We start from the raw sequence: 24,776 nt of genomic DNA, 5'->3' as shown, positions 1-24,776 counted from the left end.
GTCGGTCATTGCGGTGGTCGCGGCAGCACAACCGGCCGCGGTGGTGCGGAAGCGCTACGCCCAGCGTGCAGCGACGAGTTGGCTGAGCAACGCCAGCCGCACGTCCGGGTCGTCCAGGTCCAGCGGCACCAGTTCCAGCAGCCTGCGCATGCGGTAGCGCAGGGTGTTGGGGTGGATGGCCAGCGCACCGGCGGCGAGGCGGGGCTGCCCGGGATAGCGCAACCACTCGTAGAGCGTGCTCACGAAGTCGGTGCCGTTCGTCGCGTCGTGCTCACACAGCAGCGGCAGCGGGCCCAGTTCGCCGACCCTGGCCTGACCCGCCGCGCCGGCGGCTCTGTGCAGCACCAGCGACGGCCACACCTCGTCGAAGCAGGCGAGGCCGCCGGGCAGCACGCCGGAGCGCAGCAGGCCGAGTGTCTCCTCGGCCTCGGCTCTCGACCGCGCCAACTCGTCGAGTTCGCGGGCGCTGCCCGCCGCCGCTCGCAGTTCACCGGCGCCGCGGCCGGTGGGCACCTCGGCGAGCGCGGTGCGTAGCCGCGCCCACGATCCCCGGCCGGTGCCGTCGGGCACCACCAGGTAGACCAGGCCACCGCTTTGGGTTCCGACCGGCCCCCGCCCTATGCCTCGGGTGAGGCGTTCGAGCAGGGCCAGCCGCAGCCCTTCACCGTCGAGGGGATCCTCGCCCGCGGTCTCCACGGCGACGACGCGGTGCGGTACGGCTTCGAGGTCCAACTCCGCGGCGGCCTCTCGCGCGCTGACCTCGCCGCCGAGCAGTGCGCGCAGCAACTCGGCGGACGCCCGCCGCCGCATGTCGGCGTGGGCCCTGCGGCGCAGCAGGTGAAGCGCGACCACGGGCGCGGTGTCGGCGAAGGCGGCCGCCCGCTCGTCGGCTACCGGCCCAGGCACGACCGCCCACATCGAGCCGAGCAACTCGCCGCCCATCCGGATCGGCACGATGAGCCTCGGCAGCGTTCCGTCGTGCTGCGCGGGTACGAAGATGGTCTGCCGACCTCGGGAAAGCTCGCGGAACACGCCACGTGAGCGAAACCGGGCGAGTACGTCGTCGGGGATGCGCCTGCCCATGATGGTGGCGACCCTGGCCGGGTCGGTGACGTCCTGCCGTGCGGAGTAGGCGAGCACCCTTGAGTTGGTGTCCTCGATGGTCACCGGTGCGTCCACAACGGACGCTACGGCGTCGGCGAGCCGGAACAGGTCGCTCGCCGCGGGATCGTCGTGGGTCTCCAGCGCGTCGGTCTCGTCGGCGATCGCGTCCAGCACGGTCCGCAGCAGCCACACCAACTGTGCCCATGACGTCGCGGCGTGTACCTCCACGAGGCCGGTACCCGCCGCGTCGGCGGCTCGGCGAACGGCGGGTTCGCTGGCCTGCGGCGGTTTGAGCAGCACCGCGGCGGCGCCCTTTCGCGCGCAGGCGCGCACGAGTTCCACCGAGGCGTTCACGTCACCGGCGGCCACGCCCAGCACGAGGTCTCCCGCTGCGAGCTGGCTCGTTCCGGGTTCGGCGATCACGACGTCGGACACGGCGGGGCAGTCGGCGGGAAGTCGCACGGCACGCAACAGTGTCGGCCCGACCCGGTCGACGACGCTACGCACGGAGATCATCGGCTCAGCCGGTGGGAGTGTCGGCGATCCAGCCGGGCACCGGAAGGCCGCGCTCGAGGCATTCGGCCGACAGTCGCGCCGTCCACCGCAGCGCCTGTAACAGCAGACTGTCCACTTCGTTCGGTGCGGCGCTCGCCATCGCGATCTCCACCTGCTCTCGCGCGGCCTCCTGGTTGCCGTGCACCTGGGCGAGCAGGGTGCGCACGGCCGTGCGCACGGGTGGATCGGCGTCGTCGATGGAGACCTCCTCGCCGGTTTCGTCGAACACCTGCACCTTCACCGGTGCTGTGCCGCCGTCGCCGAGCGTCGCCACCAGTTCGCTGCACGCGCCGAACAGCAACAGCATGAGTTCACGGGCATCGCCACGTTCACCTGATTCGTCCCAGGTGAGCGCGTCGAGCGCCCCGGTGTCGTCGCCGAGTCGCATGGCCAGCAACGCCAGCTGTGTCCTTCTGACGAGCTCACGTCGCTCGTCCTCGCTGCGGTCCGCGTGCACGTGCCCATCCAACACCAGGGCCACCCCGGTCGCTGCCGTCCGGCAGGGTGATCGTCACTTCGCCGCGTACAGCGCGCCCAGTGCCAGCCGTTCGAGCAGCGCGGCCAGGTCCTCGTCGGGCAGGTGCCTGCTGTGCGGGGTGGAGTTCATCAGCCCGAACACCGCGTGGGCGGCCGATCTCGCGCGGGTCTCGTCCAGGTGCGCCACCGCGGCCCGTAGCGCCCGCACCCACACCTCGACGTAGCGCCGCTGCAGTGCCCTGACCTGCCTGCGGTCGCTGTCGGTGAGGTTGCCGAGGTTGCGTTCCTGCACCGTGATCAGTGCGGGTTGGGTGAGCGCGAAGTTCACGTGGAACCGCACCAGCCGGGCCAGCACCTCGTCGGGGTCGCCGCCCTCGGCCGCGCGAGCGGTGCCGCCGTCGAGCAGGTACCTGCTTATCGACGTCAGCATCTCCCCGAGCATCGCGTCCTTGCTGCGGAAGTGTCGATACAGCGCGGGCCCGGAGATCCCCACCGCCGCGCCGATCTCGTCGATTCCCACACCGTGGAAGCCGTGCCTGGCGAACAGTTCGGAGGCCGCGGCGAGGATCTGGTCGCGGCGGCCGGCCTTCTCGCCGCGGCTGAGCGGGGTGGGTCGGGAGGACACCACAGGAATTCTACGCGGGCGGGGTTAGCGGACGCTAACGTCGATACCGACTTCTGGTGTGGACCGGTCGGGTAACGCCCGGCTTGTCCGCTTCTTCGTGAGCGTTGCACCTGGTAAAGCTTCCTTCGGCCAACAATTGACGAAGGAGTGCCCATGTCGGTGCGTGCTCGTCGGTCCCTCTGGTTATCACTGATCACCGCGCTTGCCCTCGTGGGCGCGGCCTTCCCGGCGGGTGCCGCTCCCGCCGTCAACTACGTCGCCCTCGGCGACTCCTACTCCTCCGGAGTCGGAGCGGGTTCCTACGGAGACTCGGGCAACTGCAAGCGCAGTGCCAACGCCTATCCGCGGCTGTGGGCGGATTCGCACCAGGTCGCGGACTTCGACTTCCTCGCGTGTTCCGGTGCGCGCACCTCCGACGTGCTGGAACAGGCGGCCTCGCTGGATTCGACCGCCACACTGGTCACCGTTTCGGTGGGTGGCAACGACGCGGGGTTCGCGGATGTGATGATCGACTGCACGGTGGGAACCGACCAGCAGTGCGTCGACAGGGTGGAGGAGGCCAAGGCCTACGCCCGTGACACGTTGCCGGGCCTGCTCGACAACGTGTACGCGACGCTGGAGAGCAAGGCGCCGGGCGCCGAGATCATCGTGCTCGGCTACCCGCGCTTCTACAAGATCGGCGGCTCCTGCAACGCGGGTCTCAGCGACACCAAGCGGGCGGCGATCAATTCCGGTGCCGACACGCTCGCCGAGGTCACCGCCCAGCGGGCGGGCGCGGCCGGGCTGACCTTCGTCGACGTGCGCGGGGCCTTCAGCGGGCACGAGATCTGCTCCGACGGGGAGTGGTGGTTGCACAGCCTGACCTGGCCGGTCGACGAGTCCTATCACCCGACGGTGAGTGGTCAGTCCCAGGGTTACCTGCCTGCGCTGGAGTCCGTGACCGGCTGATCGCAAGCATGCCGAGGTTGGCGGCCGTTGACATCGCGCCGAGGTGTTAACGGCTGCTAACCTTGTAGGCGTGATGGACACCCCGGCGCTGACCAGCTCCGCAGACCCGCGGAGCGAGGCATTCGCTCGCAACGTCACCTGCCACACCGAACTGGTCGCCGAACTGCGCGACCGCCTCGCGCGGGCCCGGCTCGGAGGTCCGCCCCAGGCCAGGCAGCGGCACGTGGCACGCGGCAAGCTGCTGCCGCGTGACCGCGTGGACGCGCTGCTCGATCCGGGCTCACCCTTTCTGGAACTGTCACCGCTGGCCGCAGGCGGGATGTACGACGAAGAGGCTCCCTCCGCGGGCATCATCACCGGCATCGGCAGGGTGTCCGGCCGGGAGTGTGTCGTGGTGGCCAACGACGCCACCGTCAAGGGCGGCACCTACTACCCGATGACGGTCAAGAAGCATCTGCGCGCGCAGGAAGTCGCCCTGCACAACAACCTGCCGTGCGTGTACCTGGTCGACTCCGGTGGCGCGTTCCTGCCACACCAGGACGAGGTGTTCCCCGACCGGGAGCACTTCGGCCGCATCTTCTACAACCAGGCCACCATGTCCGCTCGCGGGATCCCGCAACTCGCCGCGGTGCTCGGGTCGTGCACCGCGGGAGGTGCCTACGTGCCTGCCATGAGCGACGAGGCCGTGATCGTGCGCAACCAGGGCACGATCTTCCTCGGCGGCCCGCCACTGGTGAAGGCCGCCACCGGCGAGGTCGTCACCGCCGAGGAACTGGGCGGCGGAGACGTGCACGCGCGCTCCTCGGGCGTCACCGACCACCTCGCGGTCGACGACGCCGACGCACTGCGCACGGTGCGCTCCATCGTGTCGACTCTGGGTCCGCGCTCGCCGCGGCCGTGGGAGGTCGTGCCGAGCGAGGAACCCGCAGTCGATCCGGGCGAGCTGTACGGCGTGGTCCCCGCCGACACCCGCACCCCCTACGACGTGCGCGAGGTGATCGCCCGCATCGTCGACGGCAGCCGGTTCGGTGAGTTCAAGAAGGAGTACGGCAACACGCTCGTGACCGGGTTCGCCCGTATTCACGGTCACCCGGTGGGGATCGTGGCCAACAACGGCGTGCTGTTCGCCGAGTCGGCGATGAAGGGCGCGCACTTCATCGAGTTGTGCGATCGCCGGTCGATCCCGTTGCTGTTCCTGCAGAACATCACCGGCTTCATGGTGGGAAGGGACTACGAGGCGGGCGGCATCGCCAAGCACGGCGCGAAGATGGTCACCGCCGTCGCGTGCGCGCGGGTGCCCAAGTTCACCGTCGTCATCGGCGGGTCGTTCGGGGCGGGCAACTACTCCATGTGCGGCAGGGCCTACTCGCCCCGGTTCCTGTGGATGTGGCCGAACGCCCGCATTTCCGTGATGGGTGGTGAGCAGGCTGCTTCGGTACTTGCGACCGTACGCAGGGACGCCTACGAGTCCCGTGGCGAGGAGTGGTCCGAAGCGGACGAGGAAGCGTTCAAGGAACCCATTCGTGCCCAGTACGAACACCAGGGCAACCCCTACTACTCCACGGCACGGCTGTGGGACGACGGGGTGATCGACCCGATGGACACCAGGACGGTGCTCGGACTGGCGCTGTCGGCCGCGGCGAACGCGCCGCTGGAGCCGGTCGGCTACGGCGTATTCAGGATGTGAGCGATGTGAGCGATGTGAGCGATGTGAGCGAGAGTTCGATGTTCGACACCGTCGCGGTGGCCAACCGCGGCGAGATCGCCGTCCGCGTCATCCGCACGCTGCGCCGCATGGGGATCCGCTCCGTCGCGATCTACAGCGACGCCGACGCGGGCTCGGCCCACGTGCGCGAGGCCGACACCGCCGTGCGGGTGGGGCCTGCCGAGGCCGCGCGCAGCTATCTGTCCATTCCGGACGTCGTCGCCGCGGCTGTGGAGTCGGGTGCGCAGGCCGTGCATCCCGGCTACGGCTTCCTTTCGGAGAACCCGGCGTTCGCGCGCGCCTGCGAGGAGGCCGGGTTGGTGTTCGTGGGCCCGCCCGCGAGTGCGATCGAGGCGATGGGCGACAAGATCCGAGCCAAGCAGACCGTGTCCGGTGCCGGAGTTCCTGTCGTGCCCGGCCGGTCCGAACTGCACGGCGATGCCGACATCGAGGCCGCCGCGGCCGACATCGGCTATCCCGTGCTGCTCAAACCGTCCGCAGGCGGTGGCGGCAAGGGCATGCGGCTGGTGGAGTCGCCCGACGAACTCCCAGCGGCCGTCGAGTCGGCGCGCAGGGAGGCGATGAGCGCCTTCGGCGACGACCGGCTGCTGCTTGAGCGATTCGTCGAGACGCCGAGGCACATCGAGATCCAGGTACTTGCCGACCGGCACGGTAACGTGATCCACCTCGGCGAGCGGGAGTGCAGCCTGCAGCGCAGGCACCAGAAGATCGTCGAGGAGGCGCCGTCGGCGTTGCTCGACGAGGCGACACGAGCGCGGATGGGGGCTTCGGCGGTCGAGGCCGCTCGCGCGGTCGGCTACGTCGGCGCAGGCACCGTGGAGTTCATCGTTTCCGCGCGCGAGCCGCAGCGGTTCTACTTCCTGGAGATGAACACCCGGTTGCAGGTCGAGCACCCGGTGACCGAGCTGGTCACCGGCGTCGACCTGGTGGAGTGGCAGTTGCGGGTCGCGGCGGGCGAGCGGCTCTCGCTCGCCCAGCACGACGTGCGGGCGGAGGGCCACGCCGTCGAGGCCCGGGTGTACGCCGAGGACCCGGCCAGGGATTTCGTACCGACCGGCGGAACCGTGCTCGCACTCGCGGAGCCCTCCGGCCCACACGTTCGGGTGGACTCCGGCCTGCTCGAGGGCTTCACCGTCGGCTCCGACTACGACCCGATGCTCGCCAAGGTCGTGGCGTGGGGGCCTGACCGTACCGCGGCGCTGCACCGACTCGACCGGGCGCTCGCGGACACCGCGGTGCTCGGGGTCACGACGAACATCCCGTTCCTGCGGGCACTCCTCACCGACGCTGACGTGCTGGCGGGCGAGTTGGACACCGGCCTGGTGGAGCGCAAGCTCGACGCTCTCGTGGCGGAGGACGCCGCGGAGGACGCCGCCGAGGAGTTCCTGATCGCGGCCGCTCTGGATCGGCTGCTCTCGCTGTGGCCGTCCGGGCCAGTGGTCGACCCGTGGGACGTGCCGAGCGGTTGGCGGCTCGGCGCTCGCGCCGGGGTGACGTTGCGGTTGCGAGCGGGCCGCACCGAGGCGCTCGTGCTGGTCGAGGGTCCGCCTTCCGACGCACTGGTCAGTGTGGACGATCGTGAGCCCGTCGCGGCCTCGGCCGAGCGTGACGGCGACGACCTCGTCGTGCGAGGCGAGGGCTTCGGCGGCCGATACGGCCGGTACCGCCGCTACCGGCGGGCGCGGGCGAGTGACGGCACGGTCTGGTTCGCCAGGCAGGGCAGGGCCGTCGCCGTGGGTGAGCGACCCAACCTGCTGGCGAGCCACGCCGAGTCGGTCGAGGTCGGTCCGGTGACCAGTCCGATGCCGGGCACGGTTCTCGTGGTCAAGGTGGCACCCGGCGACGTGGTCAGCGCGGGTGCGCCGCTGCTGGTCGTCGAGGCGATGAAGATGGAATACACGATCACCGCGCCGGTGGACGGCGTCGTCAGCGAGTTGCATGTTCAGGCGGGCCAGCAGGTGGCGCTGGACCAGTCACTCGCCGTCGTGACACGGGAGGAGCACATCGCATGATCGACTTCAGGCTCGGCGAGGAGTACGAAGCGCTGCGCAAGACGGTTCACGACTTCGCGCAGGCGGAGGTGGCCCCGGTGATCGCGGGCTACTACGAGCGTGAGGAGTTCCCCTACGACCTCGTCGCGGGAATGGGCAGGATGGGGCTGTTCGGGCTGCCGCTGCCCGAGGAGTACGGCGGCATGGGCGGAGACTACTTCGCGCTGTGCCTCGCGCTGGAGGAACTGGCGCGGGTGGACTCGTCGGTGGCGATCACGCTGGAAGCAGGCGTCTCGCTCGGCGCGATGCCGATCTACCGGTTCGGCACCGAGGAGCAGAAGCGTACCTGGCTGCCCGCGTTGTGCTCCGGTGAGGCGCTTGGCGCGTTCGGGCTCACCGAGCCCGGCGGCGGGTCCGATGCCGGGGCGACGCGGACCACGGCCAAGCTCGACGGCGACGACTGGGTCATCAACGGCAGCAAGGCGTTCATCACCAATTCGGGGACCGACATAACGAGGCTCGTCACCGTGACCGCCGTGACGGGAAGTAAACCCGACGGCCGCAAGGAGATCTCGGCGATCATCGTGCCGTCGGGCACGCCGGGGTTCACCGTGGCACCGAAGTACTCGAAGGTCGGCTGGAACGCCTCGGACACACACGAACTCGCGTTCGACGACTGCCGGGTACCCGCGCGGAACCTGCTCGGCGAGCGCGGCAGGGGCTACGCGCAGTTTCTCTCGATCCTCGACGAGGGCAGGATCGCCATCGCGGCGCTGAGCGTGGGCCTCGCGCAGGGCTGCGTGGACGAGTGCCTGCGCTACGTCGGTGAGCGGGAGGCGTTCGGCCACAAGATCGGGGCCTACCAGGCGATCCAGTTCAAGATCGCCGACATGGAGGCGCGGGCGCACACCGCGCGGCTGGCCTACTACCAGGCGGCCGCGAAGCTGTTGCGCGGCGAGCCGTTCAAGAAGGAGGCCGCCATCGCCAAGCTGGTGTCGTCCAACGCCGCGATGGACAACGCGCGTGAGGCCACTCAGATCTTCGGCGGCTACGGGTTCATGAACGAGTTCGCGGTCGGCCGGTTCTACCGCGACGCCAAGATTCTGGAGATCGGGGAAGGCACCAGCGAGGTGCAGCGGATGCTGATCGCGAGGGAACTCGGCCTGCGCTGACGCCCGACCAGTTCTGTGATAGTTATACCGGTATAACTATCACATGTGCTGGTTGGGGTGAGTACCGTTGATCGAGTTGAAGACACCGGGCGAGGTCGAGGCGATGGCCGCGGCAGGCAAGGTGGTCGCCACGGCGTTGCGGGAAGTGCGCGCTCGGGCGGCAGTCGGCGTCTCGCTGCTGGAACTCGACGAGGTCGCCGCCGCAGTGTTGACCGGCGCGGGCGCGAACTCGTCGTTCCTCGGCTACCGACCCGGCTCCGCGCCGAGTCCCTACCCTGCCGTGTTGTGCGCCAGCGTGAACGACGCCGTAGTGCACGGCATCCCGACGGACTATCGGCTGCGTGACGGCGACCTGCTCAGCATCGACTTCGGCGCGGAGGTGGCAGGCTGGCACGCGGATGCCGCGACGAGTTTCGTGGTGGGCGGGGCCGACCCGCAAGACCTGAAGCTGATCGAGACCACCCGGCGGGCGCTGTCGGCGGGCATCGACGCGTTGCTGCCCGGCAACCGGCTCGGTGACATCGGGCACGCGATCAGCGTCGTCGGGCGAGCCGCCGGGTACGGGTTGCTCGCCGAACACGGCGGGCACGGAATCGGCAGGTCGATGCACGAACCACCGCACGTGCCCAACGAGGGCGCCGAGGGACGTGGCATACGGTTGCGCGCCGGGATGGTGTTGGCGATCGAGCCGATGTTCGTCGCCGGCGGGGTCGATGCCTACCGCGTGGGCGCCGACGGCTGGACCTTGCACACCGCCGACGGCAGCAAGGCCGCCCACGTGGAGCACACGGTGGCGGTCACGGACGAGGGTCCGCGTATTCTCACCACCTTGTGACCGCGACTTCTGTTCGATCCGGCCTGCGCAGGCAGGTTTGCCACGGCGGCCTCGGCCCCAGGGGGAACGAATGACCGCACCGGCGGTAAGGCTGGCTGCCGCGACGTCGAACGTGGTGGAGAAGCTGCTGCGCGGAGGCGTCGCCGACCTGCGACCCGCGCCGAGGCTGCTCATCGACGCAGGCCCCAACCGGCGCGTCCACCGGTTCACCACACCGGTCGGTGTCGATCCGGGCGGTCCGCCGGTACTGCTGGTTCCGCCACTCGCCGCGCCGCCGCTGTGCTTCGACCTCAGGCGCGGTTGCAGCCTCGCCGAGCACCTCGTCGCGGGTGGCAGGCGGACCTATCTGGTCGACTACGGGACGGTGGCTTTCGCCGACCGCGGGCTCGGCGTCGAGCACTGGGTCCACGATGTGCTGCCGAAGGCGATACGTGCGGTCAGCGCCGATGCCGGTGGCCGCGACGTCCACCTCGTCGCCTGGTGTCTCGGCGGGATCTTCTCGCTGCTCACCGCGGCCGACCAGGACGAGCTGCCGATCGCCTCGATAACCACGATCGCCGCGCCGTTCGACTTCACCGCCATTCCACTGATCGCGCCGCTGCGGCCACTCGTCGAACTGACAGGGGGCCACCTGCTCACACCGTTCTACCGGTTGCTCGGCGGCGCACCGTCCTACCTCGTCAGCCAGGCATTCCGGCTGACCAGGCTGGACAAGGAAATCACAAGGCCGATCGCGATGCTGCGGAACCTGCACGATCGCGACTTCCTCGCACAACTGGAGGCGGTGGACCATTTCATGTCGAACATGGCTGCCTACCCTGGGCGCACCTTCGGCCAGCTCTACCACAGGTTCTTCCGCGCCAACGATCTCGCCGAGGGCCGTATCGAGATCAACGGCAGGCTGGTCTCGCTTTCGCGGGTGCGGGTGCCCACGCTTGTCGTCGCAGGCGAACACGACACGATCGCGCCGAAACGCGCCGTCCGGCGGCTGGTCGGCCTGCTCTCCGGTGCGCCGGAAGTCCGGTTCGAGTCGGCGCCGGGCGGACACCTCGGGGTGCTGACCGGCCGCGCCGCCCGCGCGACGACCTGGCGCCACCTCGACGAGTTTCTCGACTCGCGAGCCGATCCGTGCTGACCTGCCCGGGTGATGCCCTGCGGCTTCACCGGAAGGGACCTACGGCCCTTCGTGGGTCTGCGCGTGGTCTCCCACGCTGGGGAGCATGAGGACCTACAGCATCAGCAGCGAGACTCTGCCCGAGCAACCCACCCTGGTGGCGCGGGCAACGCTCTTCGTCGACGAGATCGGTCCGTGGCTGGGCCAGGCCTACCAGCGAATCGCCGAGGTGATCGCCGGCAGTGACTCCTACCCGATCGGGCCGCCGTTCGCTCGTTACCGAATGCTCGACGACGATCGTTTCGACATCGAGGCGGGCTTTCCGATCCCCGCGCCCGTCGAGGGTCGCGGCGACGTCCACGCTTCCGCGCTGCCGGGTGGCCCGGCCGCGATCACCGTGCATGTCGGCGGATACGACGAGATGGAGCCTGCCTACGAGGCGCTGGCGTCGTGGGTGGCCGACCACGGCGGTGAGTTGGCGGGGGACGCGTGGGAGAACTACCTCACCAACCCGGAGGAGGAACCCGACCCGGGTTCGTGGCGCACCGAGATCGTGCAGCCGTACCGGGTGGGCTAGGACTTCACCCGCGCCGACAGCGCGGGGTGGGTGGGCGCCTCGGCGACGCCCGCTGCCCGCCTGGCGGCGAACTCGCTGCGCAGCACGGGGAGGATCTCCCCGAGCAGGTCGAGTTGTTCCAGCACCGTCTGCAACGGCAGACCAGCGTGGTCGACGAGGAACAGTTGGCGCTGGTAGTCGCCGAAGTTCTCGCGAAAAGTCAGTGTCTTGTCGATGACCTCCTGCGGACTCCCGACCGTGAGTGGCGTTTGCTCGGTGAACTCCTCGAGCGAGGGTCCGCCACCGTAGACGGGCGCGTGGTCAAAGTAGGGCCGGAACTCCCGCACCGCGTCCTGCGAGTTGCGGCGCATGAACACCTGCCCGCCGAGGCCGACGACAGCTTGCTCGGGGCTGCCGTGGCCGTGGTGGGCGAAGCGTTCCCGGTACAGCCCGACGAGCCGCATGAAGTGTTCCTTCGGCCAGAAGATGTGGTTGGCGAAGAATCCGTCGCCGTAGTAGGCCGCCTGTTCGGCGATCTGCGGGCTGCGAATGGAGCCGTGCCAGACGAACGGTGGTACGCCGTCCAGCGGGCGGGGTGTGGCGGTGAACCCGTGCAGCGGTGTGCGGAAGCGACCTTCCCAGTTCACCACATCCTCGCGCCACAGCCGGTGCAGTAGCCCGTAGTTCTCCAGCGCGAGCGGGATGCCCTGCCGGATGTCCTGGCCGAACCAGGGATACACCGGCGCCGTGTTGCCCCTGCCGAGCATGAGGTCGACCCGGCCGTCCGCGAGGTGCTGCAGCATCGCGAAGTCCTCGGCGATCTTGACGGGATCGTTGGTGGTGATGAGCGTCGTGGCCGTGGACAGGATCAGGCGCTCGGTGCGTGCGGCGATGTAGCCGAGCATGGTCGTCGGTGACGATGGCACGAACGGCGGGTTGTGGTGCTCCCCGGTGGCGAACACGTCGAGGCCGATCTCCTCGGCCTTGAGTGCGATCGCCACCATCGCCTTGATCCGGTCGTGCTCGGTTGGTGTCCGGCCGTTGGTGGGATCGGGCGTGACATCGCCGACGGTGAAGATCCCGAACTGCATACTGCCTCGCTAAGTAGTTGTCCGTTCAACTATAGCGCGGTCGTCCACCAGGGAGTGTCGGACTGGGCAGCGGGCGCCGGTATCCACCTATCGTGTTCGAACATAAATTCGAGAAGATGTTAATATCGGAGATGTGACCAGCGCTTTCGCACTCATTGAGGCTTCCTCGCTCGCTTCCTCGCTCGCCCGCTCGGGAGACGAGGAAGTCGTGGCTGCCCTGCGTCGGCTCGAGATCGAATCCCGTCGGCTGTACGCCGCGCGACTGCGGCTGATCGCCGAAATCGACGCGCGCGGGCTGGCGGGGCCGCCCGGGTACAGCGGATCGGCGGCGCTCGCGCGTGAGGTGGGCGGACACGACCCTGGCGTGGCGCGAAAGTTGGCCGCACAGGCGCGTGTGCTCAATTCGTCGGTGACGCACACCGGGGCGGTCGTGGAGGCGGAGCTGCCTCGTACGGCCGAAGCGTTGTGGGGCGGCTCGATCGGGCCGGAGCATGCGGAATCGATCCGGGTGGCGGTGGAGGCCCTGCCTCGCAAGGTCCCCCCGGAGAATCGGCAGTCGGCGGAAGCCATCCTGGTGGAGGCAGCGCAGGCGAGTGAACCGAGGATCGTGAGCAGACTCGGCGGGGAGATTCGGGCTCGGCTGGACCGCAACGCTGAGCAGCCGGACGAGGGGTACGGGGGCGGGTCGGGTTCGTGGCTCGCGCTGCGCCGGCGCCCCGATGGAGGTTCACCGCAGTGTTCGGCCTGGACGCCGAATCGCAGCGCTGCTCACCAACCTGCTGTCACTACTGATCGCGCCGCGAGCCGAGGGCGGCGGAGTGGATTCGAGGAGCCGGGACGAGCGCTACGGCGACGCGCTGGTGGACATCCTGCGATCGGCGGCTCGCAGCCGGCAGGCCCGGGAGGAAGCAGGGGAACCGGTCACCGGACTTGTCACGGCCGATCTCACCGACCTGTTGCGAAGAGTTGGGCACGGCCTGCTGGACGGGCACCTTCCGCTTTCCTCGGTAAGAATTCGCTGGCGTGCCTGAAATGCTCACTTGGTGCCGGCCGTGTTCGGTGGTCGTGGCGAGCTCCTGGACACGTGGGCGGGCGAGCCGGACCGTGCCGCGAGCGATCCGTCGCGCGCTCATCCCGCGCGACGCGGGCTGCACCTTCCCCGGATGCGACCGCAAGGCCAAGTGGTGCCAGGCGCATCACCTGGTGCACTGGGCGGATGGCGGACCGGCAGCCCTGGACAAGCTCGCGCTGGTCTGCGCACATCAACACAGGATTCTACATAGGACTGACTGGGCGCGTCACGGTGATCGACGGGCGACCCTGGTGGCCACCGAGCTATGTGGACCCCGCATCCCGCGCCGCAACGTCCTTCACGTCCACCGGGCCTGCTCGGTCGCGACCGCACCTCAGTCCACAGTGGCTTCCTGCCACGCAACCGAGGACGGTACGCTGCCGCCGGTATCCACGAATTCACGCAGCGCTGCACGCAAGGCTTCCAGCGGTACGCCGCTGCCCGCGGGGAAGGCGCTCTCGGACCGGTCGGTCAGCGCGGGGGAATCCGGATCACCAACGCTGTACGCCAGCAGCTCCTCGCCCGCGTACAACAGGTAGCCGTATCCGCCATGTACCTGCACGTCCAGGGCGGGGTCCTCCTCGCCGTCCCGCACGGTGACGGTGTGCACGTCGTCACGGTCCAGCACGGTCAGCAACTCGTCGACGTCATCCGGTGTGGACACCGGCAGTTCATGGTGAGCCTGGCTGCTGTTCGTGATCGCGGCGTGGTAGGTCATCGATCGCACGCTCCTTACGCTGATCTCCTGGATTGCCGCCAGGCGGCGAATGCTTCGGCGCTCGTGCGCGAGGGGGTGTAGCCGAAGACGTCCTTCAACCGCCTGTTGTCCAGCACCGGGCGGTGGTGCAGGAACACCGTTTGTTCCGGGCCGTAGGGTGACACGCCCAGCCGCTTGCCCACGGCCAGCGCGGCGCGAAGTAGCGGCTCCGGGATCGTCAGCGTGCGCTTGCCCAGCGCGGCCGCGATGTCGTCGACCGTCATCGCCCCGTCCCCGGCGACGTTGAAGATGCCGGTGACGGGACTGGTCACGGCTCGCTGGATGATCGCGACGACGTCGGTGTCCCAGATGAACACGAACGGCGACTCCGACCCGCGGATCTTGAGCAGCCGAGGCCTTTCGAACAGCGCGGTGATCTGGTTGTCCACCCGTTCACCGAGAATCGTGCCGATGCGCAGCACCACCTGCTCCAGTTCGGGGTGCGACGACCGCAATTCGGCCAGCATCTCCTCCACCAGCCGCTTGTGGTGGCTGTAGGCGAACGCCTCGTTGCCGCGCACGGGATCGTCCTCGGTGAGCCAGCCGTCGTGGGCAGCGCCGTTGTCCGGATGGTAGCCGTAGGCCGCGCCGGAGGAGGAAACCACGATCCGCCGCACGCCGTGGGAGAGGCAACCGTCGAGCACGTTTCGCGTGCCGGTGACGTCGACGGCGTACTCACGCTCCCGCGACGATTGCCGGCCGGGCGTCACGACGGCCGCCAGGTGCACCACGACCTCCACCCCGCGGCTGGTGAACGCCGCCCGCACCGAGTCCGGGTCGGTCACGTCGAGCGACACGTGCTCCACGCCGGGCACAGGGGACGCCGGCTCGGTGAGGTCGCCGCTGACAACCCGATGACCTGCCTCGGCCAGGCCGCGTACCACCGACGATCCGAGGAAGCCGTTGCCTCCGGTCACCAGGACCTGTGTGCTCACGCGGTTTCGACCTCCGGTTCCGCGGCCGGTCGCGTACGGTTCCCCCACCACTGTGCCACGGCCAGACCGGCGATGATGTCCCAGATCCCCCACCACGCGGCCACCAGCGCCATGCCACCCAGACCGCCGAAGAAGCTGAACACGAGCAGCAACCCGAGCCCGGCATTGCGGATGCCGACCTCGAACGTCATCGCGCGGGTGCTGGCTTCGGGCAGCCGGGTGAATCTCGCTACACCGTAGCCGGTGAGCAGCGCCAGCGCGTCGTGCAGGAAGACCGCCAGCAGTACGACTCCGATGTAGTCGAGGAAGATGCCCCAGTTGTTGGCGACGCCTACGGCGATCACCGCACCCAGCGCGAGGAACGAGACCGGACCGATGATGCGCGCCCCACGTTTGGCCAGGCCGGGCCGCAGCCGCGCGATCGTCAGCCCGACGGCGAACGGCACGCCGATGACGAGACCGACCTCGGCCAGCATGTCGGCCGCGCTGAGTTCGATCTTGGTGAGCAGCGCCTGCCCCGTCGGGTGCAACCCGCCCCAGAACGCGACGTTCAGCGGCATCAGGAAGATCGCAAGCACGTTCCCGACGGCCGTCATCGACACCGACAGCGCGACGTCGCCCCGAGCGCGGTGGGTGAGGATGTTGGAGACGTTGCCGGGTGGGCAGCAGGCAACGAGGATCATGCCCAGCGCCACCGAGCCTCGCACGCCCAGCAGCAGCGTCAGCCCGAAGGTGATCGCGGGCAGCAGCAGGAACTGCGCCAGTACCCCCAGTGCGATCGTGCCCGGTCGCCGCGCGGCGGCGACGAAATCGGCGGGCCTGGTGTCCAGCGCGATGCCGAACAGGATGGCACCGAGCACGATCTTCAGCGTGGTCAGCGACGCGGAGTCGAAGGCGATCCTGATGTCGTCGACATCGGTCGGCGCTAGCACGGCGCCACGCCCAGTCTCGTGAGTTCGTCGCGTACGGCCCTGCGGTAGGCGTCCTTGTTGACGTAGTAACTCATCCGCTCCAGCCCCAGGTAGCGGTAGCCGCCGGTCAGGTCGGGGCGTGGCCCCCGCATCCGGGCTTCCAACTCGGCCGCGCGCCCGGGTGCCCGCTCACGTGCCGTCAGGTAGGCCGCCACGAGTTCGGCCTGCTCGTAACGCCCCTGCCAGCCGAGCCCGGAGGCTTCGACCATCCCGAGCACGAACAGGCCCGGCGCGGACTCGGAGAAGATGTTCAGGTAGAGGTCGGGCGCGGTGCCGCTGCCTGGCCCTGCCCAGTTCAGCAGTTTCGGTTCCACGAACGGGTAGTGCAGGTGGTATCCGGTCGCCAGCACGATCGTGTCGTAGCTGCCTCGCTCCCCGTCGGTGAAGTGGACCCCGTCGCCGTCGAGCCGATCGATGTCGCGGCGCACGCGGATGTCGCCGTGTCCGATGTGGTGCAGGATCAGCGAGTTCACCACGGGGTGCGACTCGTAGATCTTGTAGTCGGGTTTGGGGAAACCGAACCGCACCGGGTCGCCGGTGAACAGCTTCAGCAGCCGCGAGTCGATGGCCTGCTTGAGTCGCGGTGGCAGCGGCCTGCCCTGGTTCAGGGTGTCGGCGGGTCGGCCGAAGAGGTACTTCGGTACGAAGTAGTAGCCGCGCCGCACGCTGATGTCCACCGAGGCGGCGTGGTGCACGGCGTCCACTGCGATGTCGCACCCGGAGTTACCAGCGCCGACGATCAGCACCCGCTTGCCCTCGAAGACCTTCGCGCGCTTGTAGCGGCTGGTGTGGAGGAGTTCGCCGTCGAAGCTGCCCCGAAACGTCGGGATCGCGGGCTCGCTGAGCGTGCCGTTTGCGATGAGCACGCTCGCGTGGCGCCGCGTGTGGGTACCGTCCGGGCCGGTGCTCGTCACGGCCCAGCCGTCGCCGTCCGGCTCGACGCGGGTGACCTCGGTGTTGAACCGGTAGTCCTCGCGCAGCCCGAACCTTTCTGCGAAGTCGCGGAAGTAGGTCAGCAACTCGCGATGGCCGGGGTAGTCGGGCACCGTGTCGGCCATCGGGAACTCGGCGAACTCGGTGGTGGTGCGCGAGGAGATCAGGTGCGCCGATTCGTAGACCGTGCTGCGCGGGTTGTCGATGTTCCACAGCCCGCCGACGTCATCGGAAAGCTCGTAACCGGTGTAGGCGTGCCCGTAGCGTCGAAGGTTGCGGGCCGCCGCCAGACCCGAGGGGCCGGCGCCGATGACGGCGACAGGTGTGCTCACGTGGCCTCCGTTGGCTCGGTGACGGCTTGTCAGCGCCTTGCCAACGAGGATCGTACCTACCGCAGGCCACGTCGTTCGCGGCTGTGAATCCGCTCTACTTCAGTTCCGCGCTGGTCTTGCCGAGCAACCTGCGGGCCACGATCAGCTGCTGGATCTGCTGGGTGCCTTCGAAGATGTCGAGGATCTTGGCGTCACGGCTCCACTTCTCCAGCAGCAGTTCCTCGGTGTAGCCCAGGGTTCCGGCGAGTTCCACGCACCGCAGCGTGATGTCGACGACCGAGCGGCCCGCCTTCGCCTTGGCCATGGACGCCTGCAGCGAGTTGGGTTTGCGGTTGTCGGCCATCCAGGCCGACTCCAGGGTCAGCAGGTAGGCGGCCTCGTAGTCGGCCTCCAGTTGCAGGTACGCCGCGGCGGCGGCGTGCTGGGCGTTCGCGGGCTTGTCGTAATCGATCTTGACCCCGGCTTCCTCGAGCAGCCGTTTGGTCTCCTCCAGCGCGGCTCGCGCCACGCCGATGGCCATCGCTGCCACCAGCGGCCGCGTGTTGTCGAAGGTCTGCATCACCCCGGCGAAACCCGACTTGGTGTCGATCTCCGGGGAGCCGAGCAGGTTCTGCTTCGGCACGCGGCAGTTGTCGAAGCGCAGCACGGCGGTGTCGGAGGCGCGGATGCCGAGCTTGTGCTCCAGCCGGACGACCTCGAAGCCGGGCGTGCCCTTCTCGACCACGAACGACTTGATGGCTGCGCGACCCTTGCTCTTGTCCAGCGTCGCCCACACCACCACGGCGTCGGCACGCTCGCCTGAGGTGACGAAGATCTTCTCCCCGTTGAGGATGTAATCGTCGCCGTCCGGGGTGGCTGTCGTGGTGATGGCCGCCGAGTCGGAACCACACCCGGGCTCGGTGATGGCCATGGCCGCCCACAGCCCGGAGAAGCGCTTCAACTGCTCCTCGTTGGCCACCGAGGCGATGGCGGCGTTACCGAGGCCCTGGCGCGGCATGGAAAGCAGCAGCGCCACGTCGCCCCAACACATCTCGATCGCGCCGAGGACGGTGCTCAGGTTTCCGCCGTTGCGGTTGCCGTTGCGCTTGTCGTCGTCGTTGCGGCGCACCCCGGCCGCGCCCGCGCCACCCTCGCCGGACGAATTGAGCCCGTCCAGCAACGAGGCGAGCATGTCGAGTTCGGTGGGGTAGGCGTGCTCGGCACGGTCGTACTTGCGCGAGATGGGCCGAAACACCTCGGCCGCGGCCTGCCGCGCCTGGTTGACCAGCGCCCGGGCCTTCTTGGGAACTTCCAGATTGATCATGATTACCCTTCGCCGGTCAGAGCAGGACGACACCTTCGAGCACGCCGATCGCCCGCAGGTCGCGGTACCAGCGCTCCACGGGATGTTCCTTGACGAACCCGTGCCCGCCGAGCAACTGCACGCCCGCGCTGCCGATGGCCATGCCCTTGTCGGTGGCGAGCTTGCGTGCCAGCGCCGCCTCGCGTGCGTAGGGCTTGCCCTGCTCGGCTCGGGAGGCGGCTCGCAGCATCACCAGCCGCATGCCTTCGAGTTCGATGCCGATGTCGGCGACCTGGAAGGCGACGCCTTGCCGGTGGCTGACCGGCTCGCCGAACGCCTGCCGCTCGTTGACGTAGGGAATGACGTAGTCGAGGACGGCCTTGCCGGTGCCGCAGGCCAGCGCGGCCCACCCCAGCCGGGACAGCCGGACGACCTCGGTGAAGGTCTGCGGCCTGCCACCGTCGAGCAGAGCGGTCGCGGGCAGCGAGACCTTGTCCAGCACCAACCTGCCGGTCGCCGCGCCGCGCAGCCCCATCGCCGGTTCGGCCTCCACGGAAACCCCGGCACTGGCCGCCTCCACGATGAACAGTGCGGGCCCGCGCCCCTCCAGGTCGGCCGAGACGATGAACAACTCCGCCTGCGCGGCTCGGGGCACCAGCGACTTCACGCCGTCGAGCCGGTAGCCGCCCGGGGTGCGCCTCGCGGATGCCCTCGGGCGGAACGGGTCGAACAACGCGACCCGTTCCTGCAACGCCAGCGCCGCAACCGGGACGTTGTCGCCGACGAACGCGGGCAGGTAGGTGGCCTGCTGTTCGGCGTCGCCCCACTGCACGAGTGCGGTGCTGACCGCGGAAGGCGCCAGTACGGCGACGGCCAGTCCCAGATCACCGTGCGCCAGCGCCTCGGCGACCAGCGCGCCGGTGACCACCGACCGCTCCGTGCCTACGCCGCCGAGTTCTTCGGGGATGCCGAGCATCGTCACGCCCAGTTCGGCGGCCCTGCCCAGCAGTCCGTCGGGAGGGGTGAGGGAGTCGTCGGCCTGCGCCGCGGCCGGGCGCAACTGCTCGGCGGCGAACTCCGTCACCGTTTCCACGATCAGTTGCTGCTCGTCGGTCGGGGTGAGGTCGAACAGGTCGGCCTCGGGCGCGGCGGCGGGCCTTGCCGGTTTGCCGAGCCGCGTGGTCGCCTTGAACGTGCGCCGAGCGGCTCCCGCCGCGCGGAACCCGTTGCGCGTGGCCGCGGCCACGACACCGCGGACGGGCTCGATCAGCCCCGCGCGCTCCAGCGCTTTGCTTCCGGCGAGGCGGTTCAGCACAGCAAGGCCGAACCCCATGGCGTCGCGCTTGTGGTGGGACGTCTGTTGGGCCACGGCAATCCCTTCACGAGTACCTACTCGTCAGTAGGTTAACTCGCGTCGCGGCTGCCGCGCCACCAGGGGGCGTTGTGGTTACGTGATGTCCAGCACAGCCTCCAGCAGTGCCACCAGTTCCGCGGTGAGGTTCGGGCGCGAGTTGACCCGCCGGGTCCTGGTGAGGTCGTTGGCGATGGTCAGCGCCGCGTGCACCGTGATCTTGGCCTGGCGAGTGTCGAGTTCTGGGTGCACCGCCTCCAGCAGGTGCACCCATCGCGCCACGTAGTCGCGCTGGATGCGCAGCAGTTCGCAGCGATCCCGCTCCTCGATGTGCACCCGGTCCACCGAGAACGAAACCAGCAACTCCGGCGGGCCGGTCAGGGTGCGCACGTAGGAGCGAGCCAGCCTGCGCAGGGCCTCGCGCTCGTCGGGGGGACCGCTGGTGCGGAGTGCGTGCTCCGCGGCCAGCGAGAGCCGGTCGGCCGCCCTGCGCCCTATCGCGCCGAGCAGGCTCGCCTTGCTGGGGAAGTGCCGGTACACGCTCGGCCCCGCGATCCCCGCGGCCTTGCCGATGTCCTCCATGCTCACCGACGAGAAGCCGTGCCTGCGGAACAACTCGGCGGCCTCGGTGAGCAACTGCTCCCTGCGGGACGGCGCGCCGAGCGCGAGTGGTGGCTGGCTCGGCTCGGCAGGCTCTCGCGCCTTCGGCAGGCGGGCGTGGAAGACCCGCAGCGCGATGTCCACCAGCAGTCGGGTGAAGCGTTTGCGCGCGATGCTGGTGTGGTGGACCGAGACGCTGCCGAACACCGAAAGACCGGCCCAGCACAGCAGCTCCGCTTCGTCGGGATCGAGCTCCGGGCGCAGCCGCATCAGCACCTTCGCCCAGGTGGTGAGCATCGCGGCGGATCGGGTGCGGATGAGGTGCTGGCTGTCGGCATCGAGGTGGCGGCCCTCCCAGCGCCACAGCGCGGCGACCTCGCGCCGCTCCACCGAACTCGTCGCCAGCCGCTCCAGCAGGGTGTGCACCTGCTGCGGCGTCGGCAACTCGGCGGTGGCGAGCGCGGCGTCGGTGGCGGCTTCCATCTCCTGGAATCCGGTCAGCAGCACGTGGGCGAGGATGGCCTGCTTGTCGGCGAAGTGCCGGTACAGCGCCGGCCCGGTGACTCCGGCGGCGGCGGCGATGTCGTTGATGCCGACACCGTGGTAGCCGCGCGCACGGAACAACTCGGAGGCGACGGCGGCTATCTGCTGCCTGCGGTCGCGGGGGCGCTTGGTCTTGCGGGCCTTCTCGTCCATACGTGAGTCAACTCTAGCGTCTGTTGTCCGGGCGACAACCCGTTGACACCCTCGCACAAAGCGGGACTATGTTAGTAGCGATTAGCACCACGACAGCCAACGTGCGCCAGGAAGGACCGTGGGTGTGAGTACAGAGGCGTTCATCTACGAGGCAATTCGTACGCCTCGTGGCAAGAACAAGGGCGGTTCCCTGCACGGGACCAAGCCGATCGACCTGGTAGTCGGCCTGATCAACGAGCTGAAGGCGCGGCACCCGAACCTGGACCCTGCGCTGATCGACGACATCATCCTCGGCGTCGTCAGCCCCGTCGGCGACCAGGGCGCCGACATCGCACGCGGTGCGGCGATCGCGGCCGGGCTTCCGGACACCGTCGCGGGCGTGCAACTCAACCGGTTCTGCGCGTCGGGCCTCGAGGCGGTGAACCAGGCCGCGCAGAAGGTGCGCGCGGGCTGGGACCGGCTCATCATCGGCGGCGGCGTCGAGTCGATGTCGCGGGTGCCGATGGGCTCCGACGGCGGCGCGATGTTCACCGACCCGGCGACCAACTACGACTCCTACTTCGTGCCGCAGGGCATCGGAGCCGACCTGATCGCCACCATCGAAGGCTTCTCGAGGGAGGACGTGGACGCCTTCGCGGTGCGCTCCCAGGACAAGGCCGAGGCCGCGTGGGCGGGCGGCTACTTCGCCAAGTCGGTCGTGCCGGTCAGGGACATGAACGGCGTGACCATCCTCGACCACGACGAGCACCGCCGCCCCGGCACCACGGTGGAGGCGCTCGGCAAGCTGAAGCCCTCGTTCGAGGGCATCGGCGAGATGGGCGGCTTCGACGCCGTGGCGCTGCAGAAGTACCACTCGGTCGAGAAGATCAACCACGTTCACACCGGCGGCAACTCCTCGGGCATCGTCGACGGCGCCGCGCTGGTGCTCGTCGGCAACGAGGAGATCGGCAAGACCATCGGGCTGGCTCCGCGCGCCAGGATCGTCGCCACCGCCGTCACCGGCGCCGACCCGACGATCATGCTCACCGGCCCGACGCCCGCCACGCAGAAGGTGCTGCAGAAGGCGGGTCTGACGATCGACGACATCGACCTGTTCGAGCTGAACGAGGCCTTCGCGTCCGTGGTCCTGAAGTGGATGAAGGACCTGAAGATCCCGGAGGAGAAGGTCAACGTCAACGGCGGTGCCATCGCCATGGGTCACCCGCTGGGCGCCACCGGCGCGATGATCCTCGGCACGATGGTCGACGAGTTGGAGCGGCGCCAGGCCAGGCGTGCGCTCGTGACCCTGTGCATCGGCGGCGGCATGGGCCTCGCCACGATCATCGAGCGCGTGTGAGGGACGTAGAACACGATGACTGAATCCAAGACCATCCGCTGGGAGCAGGACTCCGACGGCATCGTCGTGCTCACGCTCGACGACCCCAAGCAGTCGGCGAACACGATGAACACCGACTTCCGCGAGTCGCTGGCAGCGACCGTGGACCGCCTCGAGGCGGAGCGGGACTCGATCAGCGGTGTGGTGCTGACGTCGGCGAAGAAGACCTTCTTCGCGGGCGGTGACCTCAACGACCTGATCAAGGCCGGACCCGAGCACGCCGAGGAAATCACCCGCAGCACCAACGAGATGAAGGCCAACCTGCGCCGGTTGGAGACCTTCGGCAAGCCGGTGGTCGCCGCCATCAACGGCGCCGCGCTCGGCGGCGGGCTTGAGCTCGCGCTCGCGTGCCACCACCGCATCGCCGCCGACGTCAAGGGCAGCCAGATCGGCCTGCCCGAGGTGACGCTCGGTCTGCTGCCCGGCGGTGGTGGCATCGTGCGCACCGTGCGGCTGCTCGGCATCCAGAACGCCGTGCTGAACGTGCTGGTGCAGGGTCAGCGGCACAAGCCGGCCAAGGCGCAGGAGATCGGCCTCGTGCACGAGCTGGTCGGCAGCGTGGACGAGCTGCTGCCGAAGGCCAAGGAGTGGTTGAAGGCCAACCCCGAGGCCTCGGTGCAGCCGTGGGACGCCAAGGGCTACAAGATCCCCGGCGGTTCGCCCTCGAACCCGAGCTTCGCGGCCAACCTGCCCGCGTTCCCCGCGAACCTTCGCAAGCAGCTCAAGGGCGCGCCGATGCCCGCACCGAGGGCGATCCTCGCGGCGGCCGTCGAGGGCGCACAGGTGGACGTGGACACCGCCTCGCTCATCGAGACCCGCTACTTCGTGAGCCTGGTGGCCGGGCAGGTCGCCAAGAACATGACCAAGGCGTTCTTCTTCGACCTGCAGCACATCAACTCGGGTGGGTCGCGGCCGGACGGCTACGAGAAGTTCCAGGCCCGCAAGGTCGGTGTGCTCGGTGCGGGCATGATGGGCGCCGCCATCGCGTACGTGTCCGCCAAGGCGGGCATCGAGGTCGTGCTCAAGGACGTCTCGCAGGAGAACGCCGAGAAGGGCAAGGGCTACGCCGTCAAGCTCGAGGAGAAGGCGCTCAAGCGCGGCAAGACCACCAAGGAGAAGTCCGACGAGCTGCTGGCGCGCATCAAGCCGACGGCCGACCCAGCCGACTTCAAGGGCGTCGACTTCGTGATCGAGGCGGTCTTCGAGAGCACCGAGCTCAAGCACAAGGTCTTCTCCGAGATCGAGGGCGTGGTCAACCCCGACGCGGTGCTGGGGTCCAACACCTCCACCCTCCCGATCACCGGGCTCGCCGAGGGCGTGCAGCGGCAGGAGGACTTCATCGGCATCCACTTCTTCTCGCCGGTGGACAAGATGCCGCTGGTGGAGATCATCCGCGGTGAGAAGACCTCCGACGCCACCCTGGCCAAGGTGTTCGACTACACGCTGCAGATCAAGAAGACGCCGATCGTCGTCAACGACAGCCGCGGCTTCTTCACCAGCCGGGTGATCGGCACCTTCATCAACGAGGCCGTGGCCGCGGTCGGCGAGGGCGTGGAGCCCGCGAGCATCGAGCAGGCCGGTTCGCAGGCGGGCTACCCGGCCCCACCGTTGCAGTTGATGGACGAGCTGACGCTGACGCTGCCGCGCAAGATCCGCCAGGAGACCCGCGCGGCGGTCGAGGCGGAGGGCGGCACCTGGAAGGCGCACCCGTCCGAGGCGGTCATCGACCGCATGATCGACGAGTACGACCGCAAGGGCCGTTCAAGCGGCGCCGGCTTCTACGACTACGACGCCGACGGCAAGCGGGTCGGTATCTGGCCGGGGTTGCGTGAGGCCTTCAACAGCGGCAGCAAGACCGTGCCGTTTGAGGACCTGAAGGAGCGGATGCTCTTCGCCGAGGCGCTGGAAACCGTCAAGTGCTTCGACGAGGGCGTGCTGAACTCGGTACAGGACGCCAACATCGGTTCCATCTTCGGGATCGGCTTCCCGGCGTGGACCGGTGGTGTCGTGCAGTACATGAACCAGTACGAAGGTGGGCTGAAGGGCTTCGTCGCACGTGCCAGGCAGCTCGCCGAGCGCTACGGCGATCACTTCCTGCCCCCGCAGTCACTGGTGGACAAGGCGGAGAAGGGCGAGATCTTCGAGTAACCGGATGTGGGGGACGGCCCGCCCTCGACTCGTGTCGGGGGCGGGCCGCTCCGGCAGGCGACCGGCAGGCCGGTCGCCGTTGCTCGAAGTACGTCCGAATGGCGCAGTCAGTGAAATGATCTTCACGTTA

21 protein-coding genes and 1 pseudogene are annotated in these 24,776 nt (G+C 69.0%); 11 read left to right on the top strand and 11 right to left on the bottom strand.

Annotation, left to right across the window (positions count from 1 at the left end; translation table 11 throughout):
* Positions 1-54: 54 nt before the first annotated feature.
* Genes SACMADRAFT_RS21180 through SACMADRAFT_RS21170 form a run of 3 tightly spaced genes read right to left on the bottom strand, consistent with a single transcriptional unit; the run spans position 55 to position 2,761 of the window.
* On the bottom strand, positions 55-1,620 hold the full coding sequence (locus tag SACMADRAFT_RS21180; RefSeq protein WP_009155892.1) for a helix-turn-helix domain-containing protein: 1,566 nt from the start codon (positions 1,618-1,620) through the stop codon (positions 55-57).
* Positions 1,621-1,624: 4 nt separating this feature from the next.
* On the bottom strand, positions 1,625-2,116 hold the full coding sequence (locus SACMADRAFT_RS21175; protein WP_157617470.1) for a hypothetical protein: 492 nt from the start codon (positions 2,114-2,116) through the stop codon (positions 1,625-1,627).
* 54 nt (positions 2,117-2,170) lie between these two features.
* Complete coding sequence (locus tag SACMADRAFT_RS21170; RefSeq protein ID WP_040926681.1) at positions 2,171-2,761, bottom strand: SACE_7040 family transcriptional regulator; 591 nt, start codon at positions 2,759-2,761, stop codon at positions 2,171-2,173.
* A gap of 153 nt (positions 2,762-2,914) precedes the next feature.
* On the opposite strand from SACMADRAFT_RS21170, the gene SACMADRAFT_RS21165 reads away from it, so the two are divergent.
* From SACMADRAFT_RS21165 to SACMADRAFT_RS21135, 7 genes are all read left to right on the top strand, one after another.
* Positions 2,915-3,709, top strand: coding sequence for an SGNH/GDSL hydrolase family protein (locus SACMADRAFT_RS21165; protein ID WP_009155889.1), 795 nt, complete (start codon positions 2,915-2,917; stop codon positions 3,707-3,709).
* 73 nt (positions 3,710-3,782) lie between these two features.
* Complete coding sequence (locus SACMADRAFT_RS21160) at positions 3,783-5,396, top strand: carboxyl transferase domain-containing protein (protein ID WP_009155888.1); 1,614 nt, start codon at positions 3,783-3,785, stop codon at positions 5,394-5,396.
* A 38-nt stretch (positions 5,397-5,434) separates the two neighbouring features.
* Positions 5,435-7,447 (top strand): acetyl/propionyl/methylcrotonyl-CoA carboxylase subunit alpha, encoded by a 2,013-nt coding sequence (locus tag SACMADRAFT_RS21155; protein ID WP_040926680.1) that lies wholly within the window; start codon positions 5,435-5,437, stop codon positions 7,445-7,447.
* Positions 7,444-8,598: an acyl-CoA dehydrogenase family protein gene (locus SACMADRAFT_RS21150; protein WP_009155886.1), complete on the top strand. Its 1,155-nt coding sequence runs from the start codon at positions 7,444-7,446 to the stop codon at positions 8,596-8,598. The genes SACMADRAFT_RS21155 and SACMADRAFT_RS21150 overlap by 4 nt, the downstream gene beginning before the upstream one ends.
* A gap of 67 nt (positions 8,599-8,665) precedes the next feature.
* Positions 8,666-9,433, top strand: coding sequence for a type I methionyl aminopeptidase (map, locus tag SACMADRAFT_RS21145; protein ID WP_009155885.1), 768 nt, complete (start codon positions 8,666-8,668; stop codon positions 9,431-9,433).
* A 70-nt stretch (positions 9,434-9,503) separates the two neighbouring features.
* Positions 9,504-10,568, top strand: a complete 1,065-nt coding sequence (locus tag SACMADRAFT_RS21140) for an alpha/beta fold hydrolase (protein ID WP_009155884.1) — start codon at positions 9,504-9,506, stop codon at positions 10,566-10,568.
* Positions 10,569-10,653: 85 nt separating this feature from the next.
* Entirely contained in the window at positions 10,654-11,124 is a 471-nt protein-coding gene (locus SACMADRAFT_RS21135; protein WP_009155883.1) for a GyrI-like domain-containing protein, read from the top strand.
* Here SACMADRAFT_RS21135 and SACMADRAFT_RS21130 read toward each other — a convergent pair.
* Complete coding sequence (locus tag SACMADRAFT_RS21130) at positions 11,121-12,194, bottom strand: LLM class flavin-dependent oxidoreductase (protein WP_009155882.1); 1,074 nt, start codon at positions 12,192-12,194, stop codon at positions 11,121-11,123. The genes SACMADRAFT_RS21135 and SACMADRAFT_RS21130 overlap by 4 nt on opposite strands.
* Before the next feature lie 133 nt (positions 12,195-12,327).
* Between SACMADRAFT_RS21130 and SACMADRAFT_RS31460 the strand changes: the two are divergent.
* Together SACMADRAFT_RS31460 and SACMADRAFT_RS31225 are read left to right on the top strand one after the other, a co-directional pair.
* Positions 12,328-12,804: pseudogene (locus SACMADRAFT_RS31460) on the top strand (DUF222 domain-containing protein); the annotation flags it as partial.
* 109 nt (positions 12,805-12,913) lie between these two features.
* Entirely contained in the window at positions 12,914-13,225 is a 312-nt protein-coding gene (locus tag SACMADRAFT_RS31225) for a DUF222 domain-containing protein (protein WP_040925822.1), read from the top strand.
* A 375-nt stretch (positions 13,226-13,600) separates the two neighbouring features.
* Here SACMADRAFT_RS31225 and SACMADRAFT_RS21120 read toward each other — a convergent pair whose 3' ends face one another.
* The 7 genes from SACMADRAFT_RS21120 to SACMADRAFT_RS21090 all read right to left on the bottom strand — a co-directional run bounded on the left by SACMADRAFT_RS21120 (position 13,601) and on the right by SACMADRAFT_RS21090 (position 21,123).
* Entirely contained in the window at positions 13,601-13,984 is a 384-nt protein-coding gene (locus SACMADRAFT_RS21120; protein WP_009155881.1) for an Imm1 family immunity protein, read from the bottom strand.
* Between the two features lie 14 nt (positions 13,985-13,998).
* Entirely contained in the window at positions 13,999-14,958 is a 960-nt protein-coding gene (locus SACMADRAFT_RS21115; RefSeq protein ID WP_009155880.1) for an SDR family oxidoreductase, read from the bottom strand.
* Positions 14,955-15,890 (bottom strand): bile acid:sodium symporter family protein, encoded by a 936-nt coding sequence (locus tag SACMADRAFT_RS21110; RefSeq protein ID WP_009155879.1) that lies wholly within the window; start codon positions 15,888-15,890, stop codon positions 14,955-14,957. The genes SACMADRAFT_RS21115 and SACMADRAFT_RS21110 overlap by 4 nt, the downstream gene beginning before the upstream one ends.
* On the bottom strand, positions 15,884-17,194 hold the full coding sequence (locus SACMADRAFT_RS21105) for a flavin-containing monooxygenase (protein WP_009155878.1): 1,311 nt from the start codon (positions 17,192-17,194) through the stop codon (positions 15,884-15,886). Before SACMADRAFT_RS21105 ends, SACMADRAFT_RS21110 begins: the two co-directional genes overlap by 7 nt.
* Positions 17,195-17,288: 94 nt before the next feature.
* Positions 17,289-18,497: an acyl-CoA dehydrogenase family protein gene (locus tag SACMADRAFT_RS21100; protein ID WP_009155877.1), complete on the bottom strand. Its 1,209-nt coding sequence runs from the start codon at positions 18,495-18,497 to the stop codon at positions 17,289-17,291.
* 16 nt (positions 18,498-18,513) lie between these two features.
* A complete protein-coding gene (locus tag SACMADRAFT_RS21095) occupies positions 18,514-19,809 on the bottom strand; it encodes an acyl-CoA dehydrogenase family protein (RefSeq protein ID WP_040926679.1) in 1,296 nt (431 codons plus the stop codon).
* A gap of 114 nt (positions 19,810-19,923) precedes the next feature.
* Positions 19,924-21,123, bottom strand: a complete 1,200-nt coding sequence (locus SACMADRAFT_RS21090; RefSeq protein ID WP_009155875.1) for a TetR/AcrR family transcriptional regulator — start codon at positions 21,121-21,123, stop codon at positions 19,924-19,926.
* 124 nt (positions 21,124-21,247) lie between these two features.
* Here SACMADRAFT_RS21090 and SACMADRAFT_RS21085 point away from each other — a divergent pair, with 124 nt between their 5' ends.
* Together SACMADRAFT_RS21085 and SACMADRAFT_RS21080 are read left to right on the top strand one after the other, a co-directional pair.
* Positions 21,248-22,459: an acetyl-CoA C-acetyltransferase gene (locus tag SACMADRAFT_RS21085; protein WP_040926678.1), complete on the top strand. Its 1,212-nt coding sequence runs from the start codon at positions 21,248-21,250 to the stop codon at positions 22,457-22,459.
* 15 nt (positions 22,460-22,474) lie between these two features.
* Positions 22,475-24,646 carry a 3-hydroxyacyl-CoA dehydrogenase NAD-binding domain-containing protein gene (locus SACMADRAFT_RS21080; RefSeq protein ID WP_009155873.1) on the top strand — a complete coding sequence of 724 codons (2,172 nt, stop codon included), beginning with the start codon at positions 22,475-22,477 and terminating at the stop codon, positions 24,644-24,646.
* The last annotated feature ends 130 nt before the right edge of the window (positions 24,647-24,776 follow it).

Source organism: Saccharomonospora marina XMU15 (assembly GCF_000244955.1).
Lineage (GTDB): Bacteria > Actinomycetota > Actinomycetes > Mycobacteriales > Pseudonocardiaceae > Saccharomonospora_A > Saccharomonospora_A marina.
The sequence above is the reverse complement of the archived record's forward strand: the minus strand, read 5'-3'. Positions and strand labels throughout refer to the sequence as shown.

Coding starts and splice junctions, on each gene's coding strand:
- SACMADRAFT_RS21165 (WP_009155889.1), top strand. CDS start 2,915: ATGTCGGTGCGTGCTCGTCGGTCCCTCTGGTTATCACTGATCACCGCG.
- SACMADRAFT_RS21135 (WP_009155883.1), top strand. CDS start 10,654: ATGAGGACCTACAGCATCAGCAGCGAGACTCTGCCCGAGCAACCCACC.
- SACMADRAFT_RS21130 (WP_009155882.1), bottom strand. CDS start 12,194: ATGCAGTTCGGGATCTTCACCGTCGGCGATGTCACGCCCGATCCCACC.
- SACMADRAFT_RS21095 (WP_040926679.1), bottom strand. CDS start 19,809: ATGGGGTTCGGCCTTGCTGTGCTGAACCGCCTCGCCGGAAGCAAAGCG.
- SACMADRAFT_RS21080 (WP_009155873.1), top strand. CDS start 22,475: ATGACTGAATCCAAGACCATCCGCTGGGAGCAGGACTCCGACGGCATC.
- SACMADRAFT_RS21090 (WP_009155875.1), bottom strand. CDS start 21,123: ATGGACGAGAAGGCCCGCAAGACCAAGCGCCCCCGCGACCGCAGGCAG.
- SACMADRAFT_RS21150 (WP_009155886.1), top strand. CDS start 7,444: ATGATCGACTTCAGGCTCGGCGAGGAGTACGAAGCGCTGCGCAAGACG.
- SACMADRAFT_RS31225 (WP_040925822.1), top strand. CDS start 12,914: ATGGAGGTTCACCGCAGTGTTCGGCCTGGACGCCGAATCGCAGCGCTG.
- SACMADRAFT_RS21100 (WP_009155877.1), bottom strand. CDS start 18,497: ATGATCAATCTGGAAGTTCCCAAGAAGGCCCGGGCGCTGGTCAACCAG.
- SACMADRAFT_RS21140 (WP_009155884.1), top strand. CDS start 9,504: ATGACCGCACCGGCGGTAAGGCTGGCTGCCGCGACGTCGAACGTGGTG.
- SACMADRAFT_RS21160 (WP_009155888.1), top strand. CDS start 3,783: ATGGACACCCCGGCGCTGACCAGCTCCGCAGACCCGCGGAGCGAGGCA.
- SACMADRAFT_RS21120 (WP_009155881.1), bottom strand. CDS start 13,984: ATGACCTACCACGCCGCGATCACGAACAGCAGCCAGGCTCACCATGAA.
- SACMADRAFT_RS21155 (WP_040926680.1), top strand. CDS start 5,435: ATGTTCGACACCGTCGCGGTGGCCAACCGCGGCGAGATCGCCGTCCGC.
- SACMADRAFT_RS21180 (WP_009155892.1), bottom strand. CDS start 1,620: ATGATCTCCGTGCGTAGCGTCGTCGACCGGGTCGGGCCGACACTGTTG.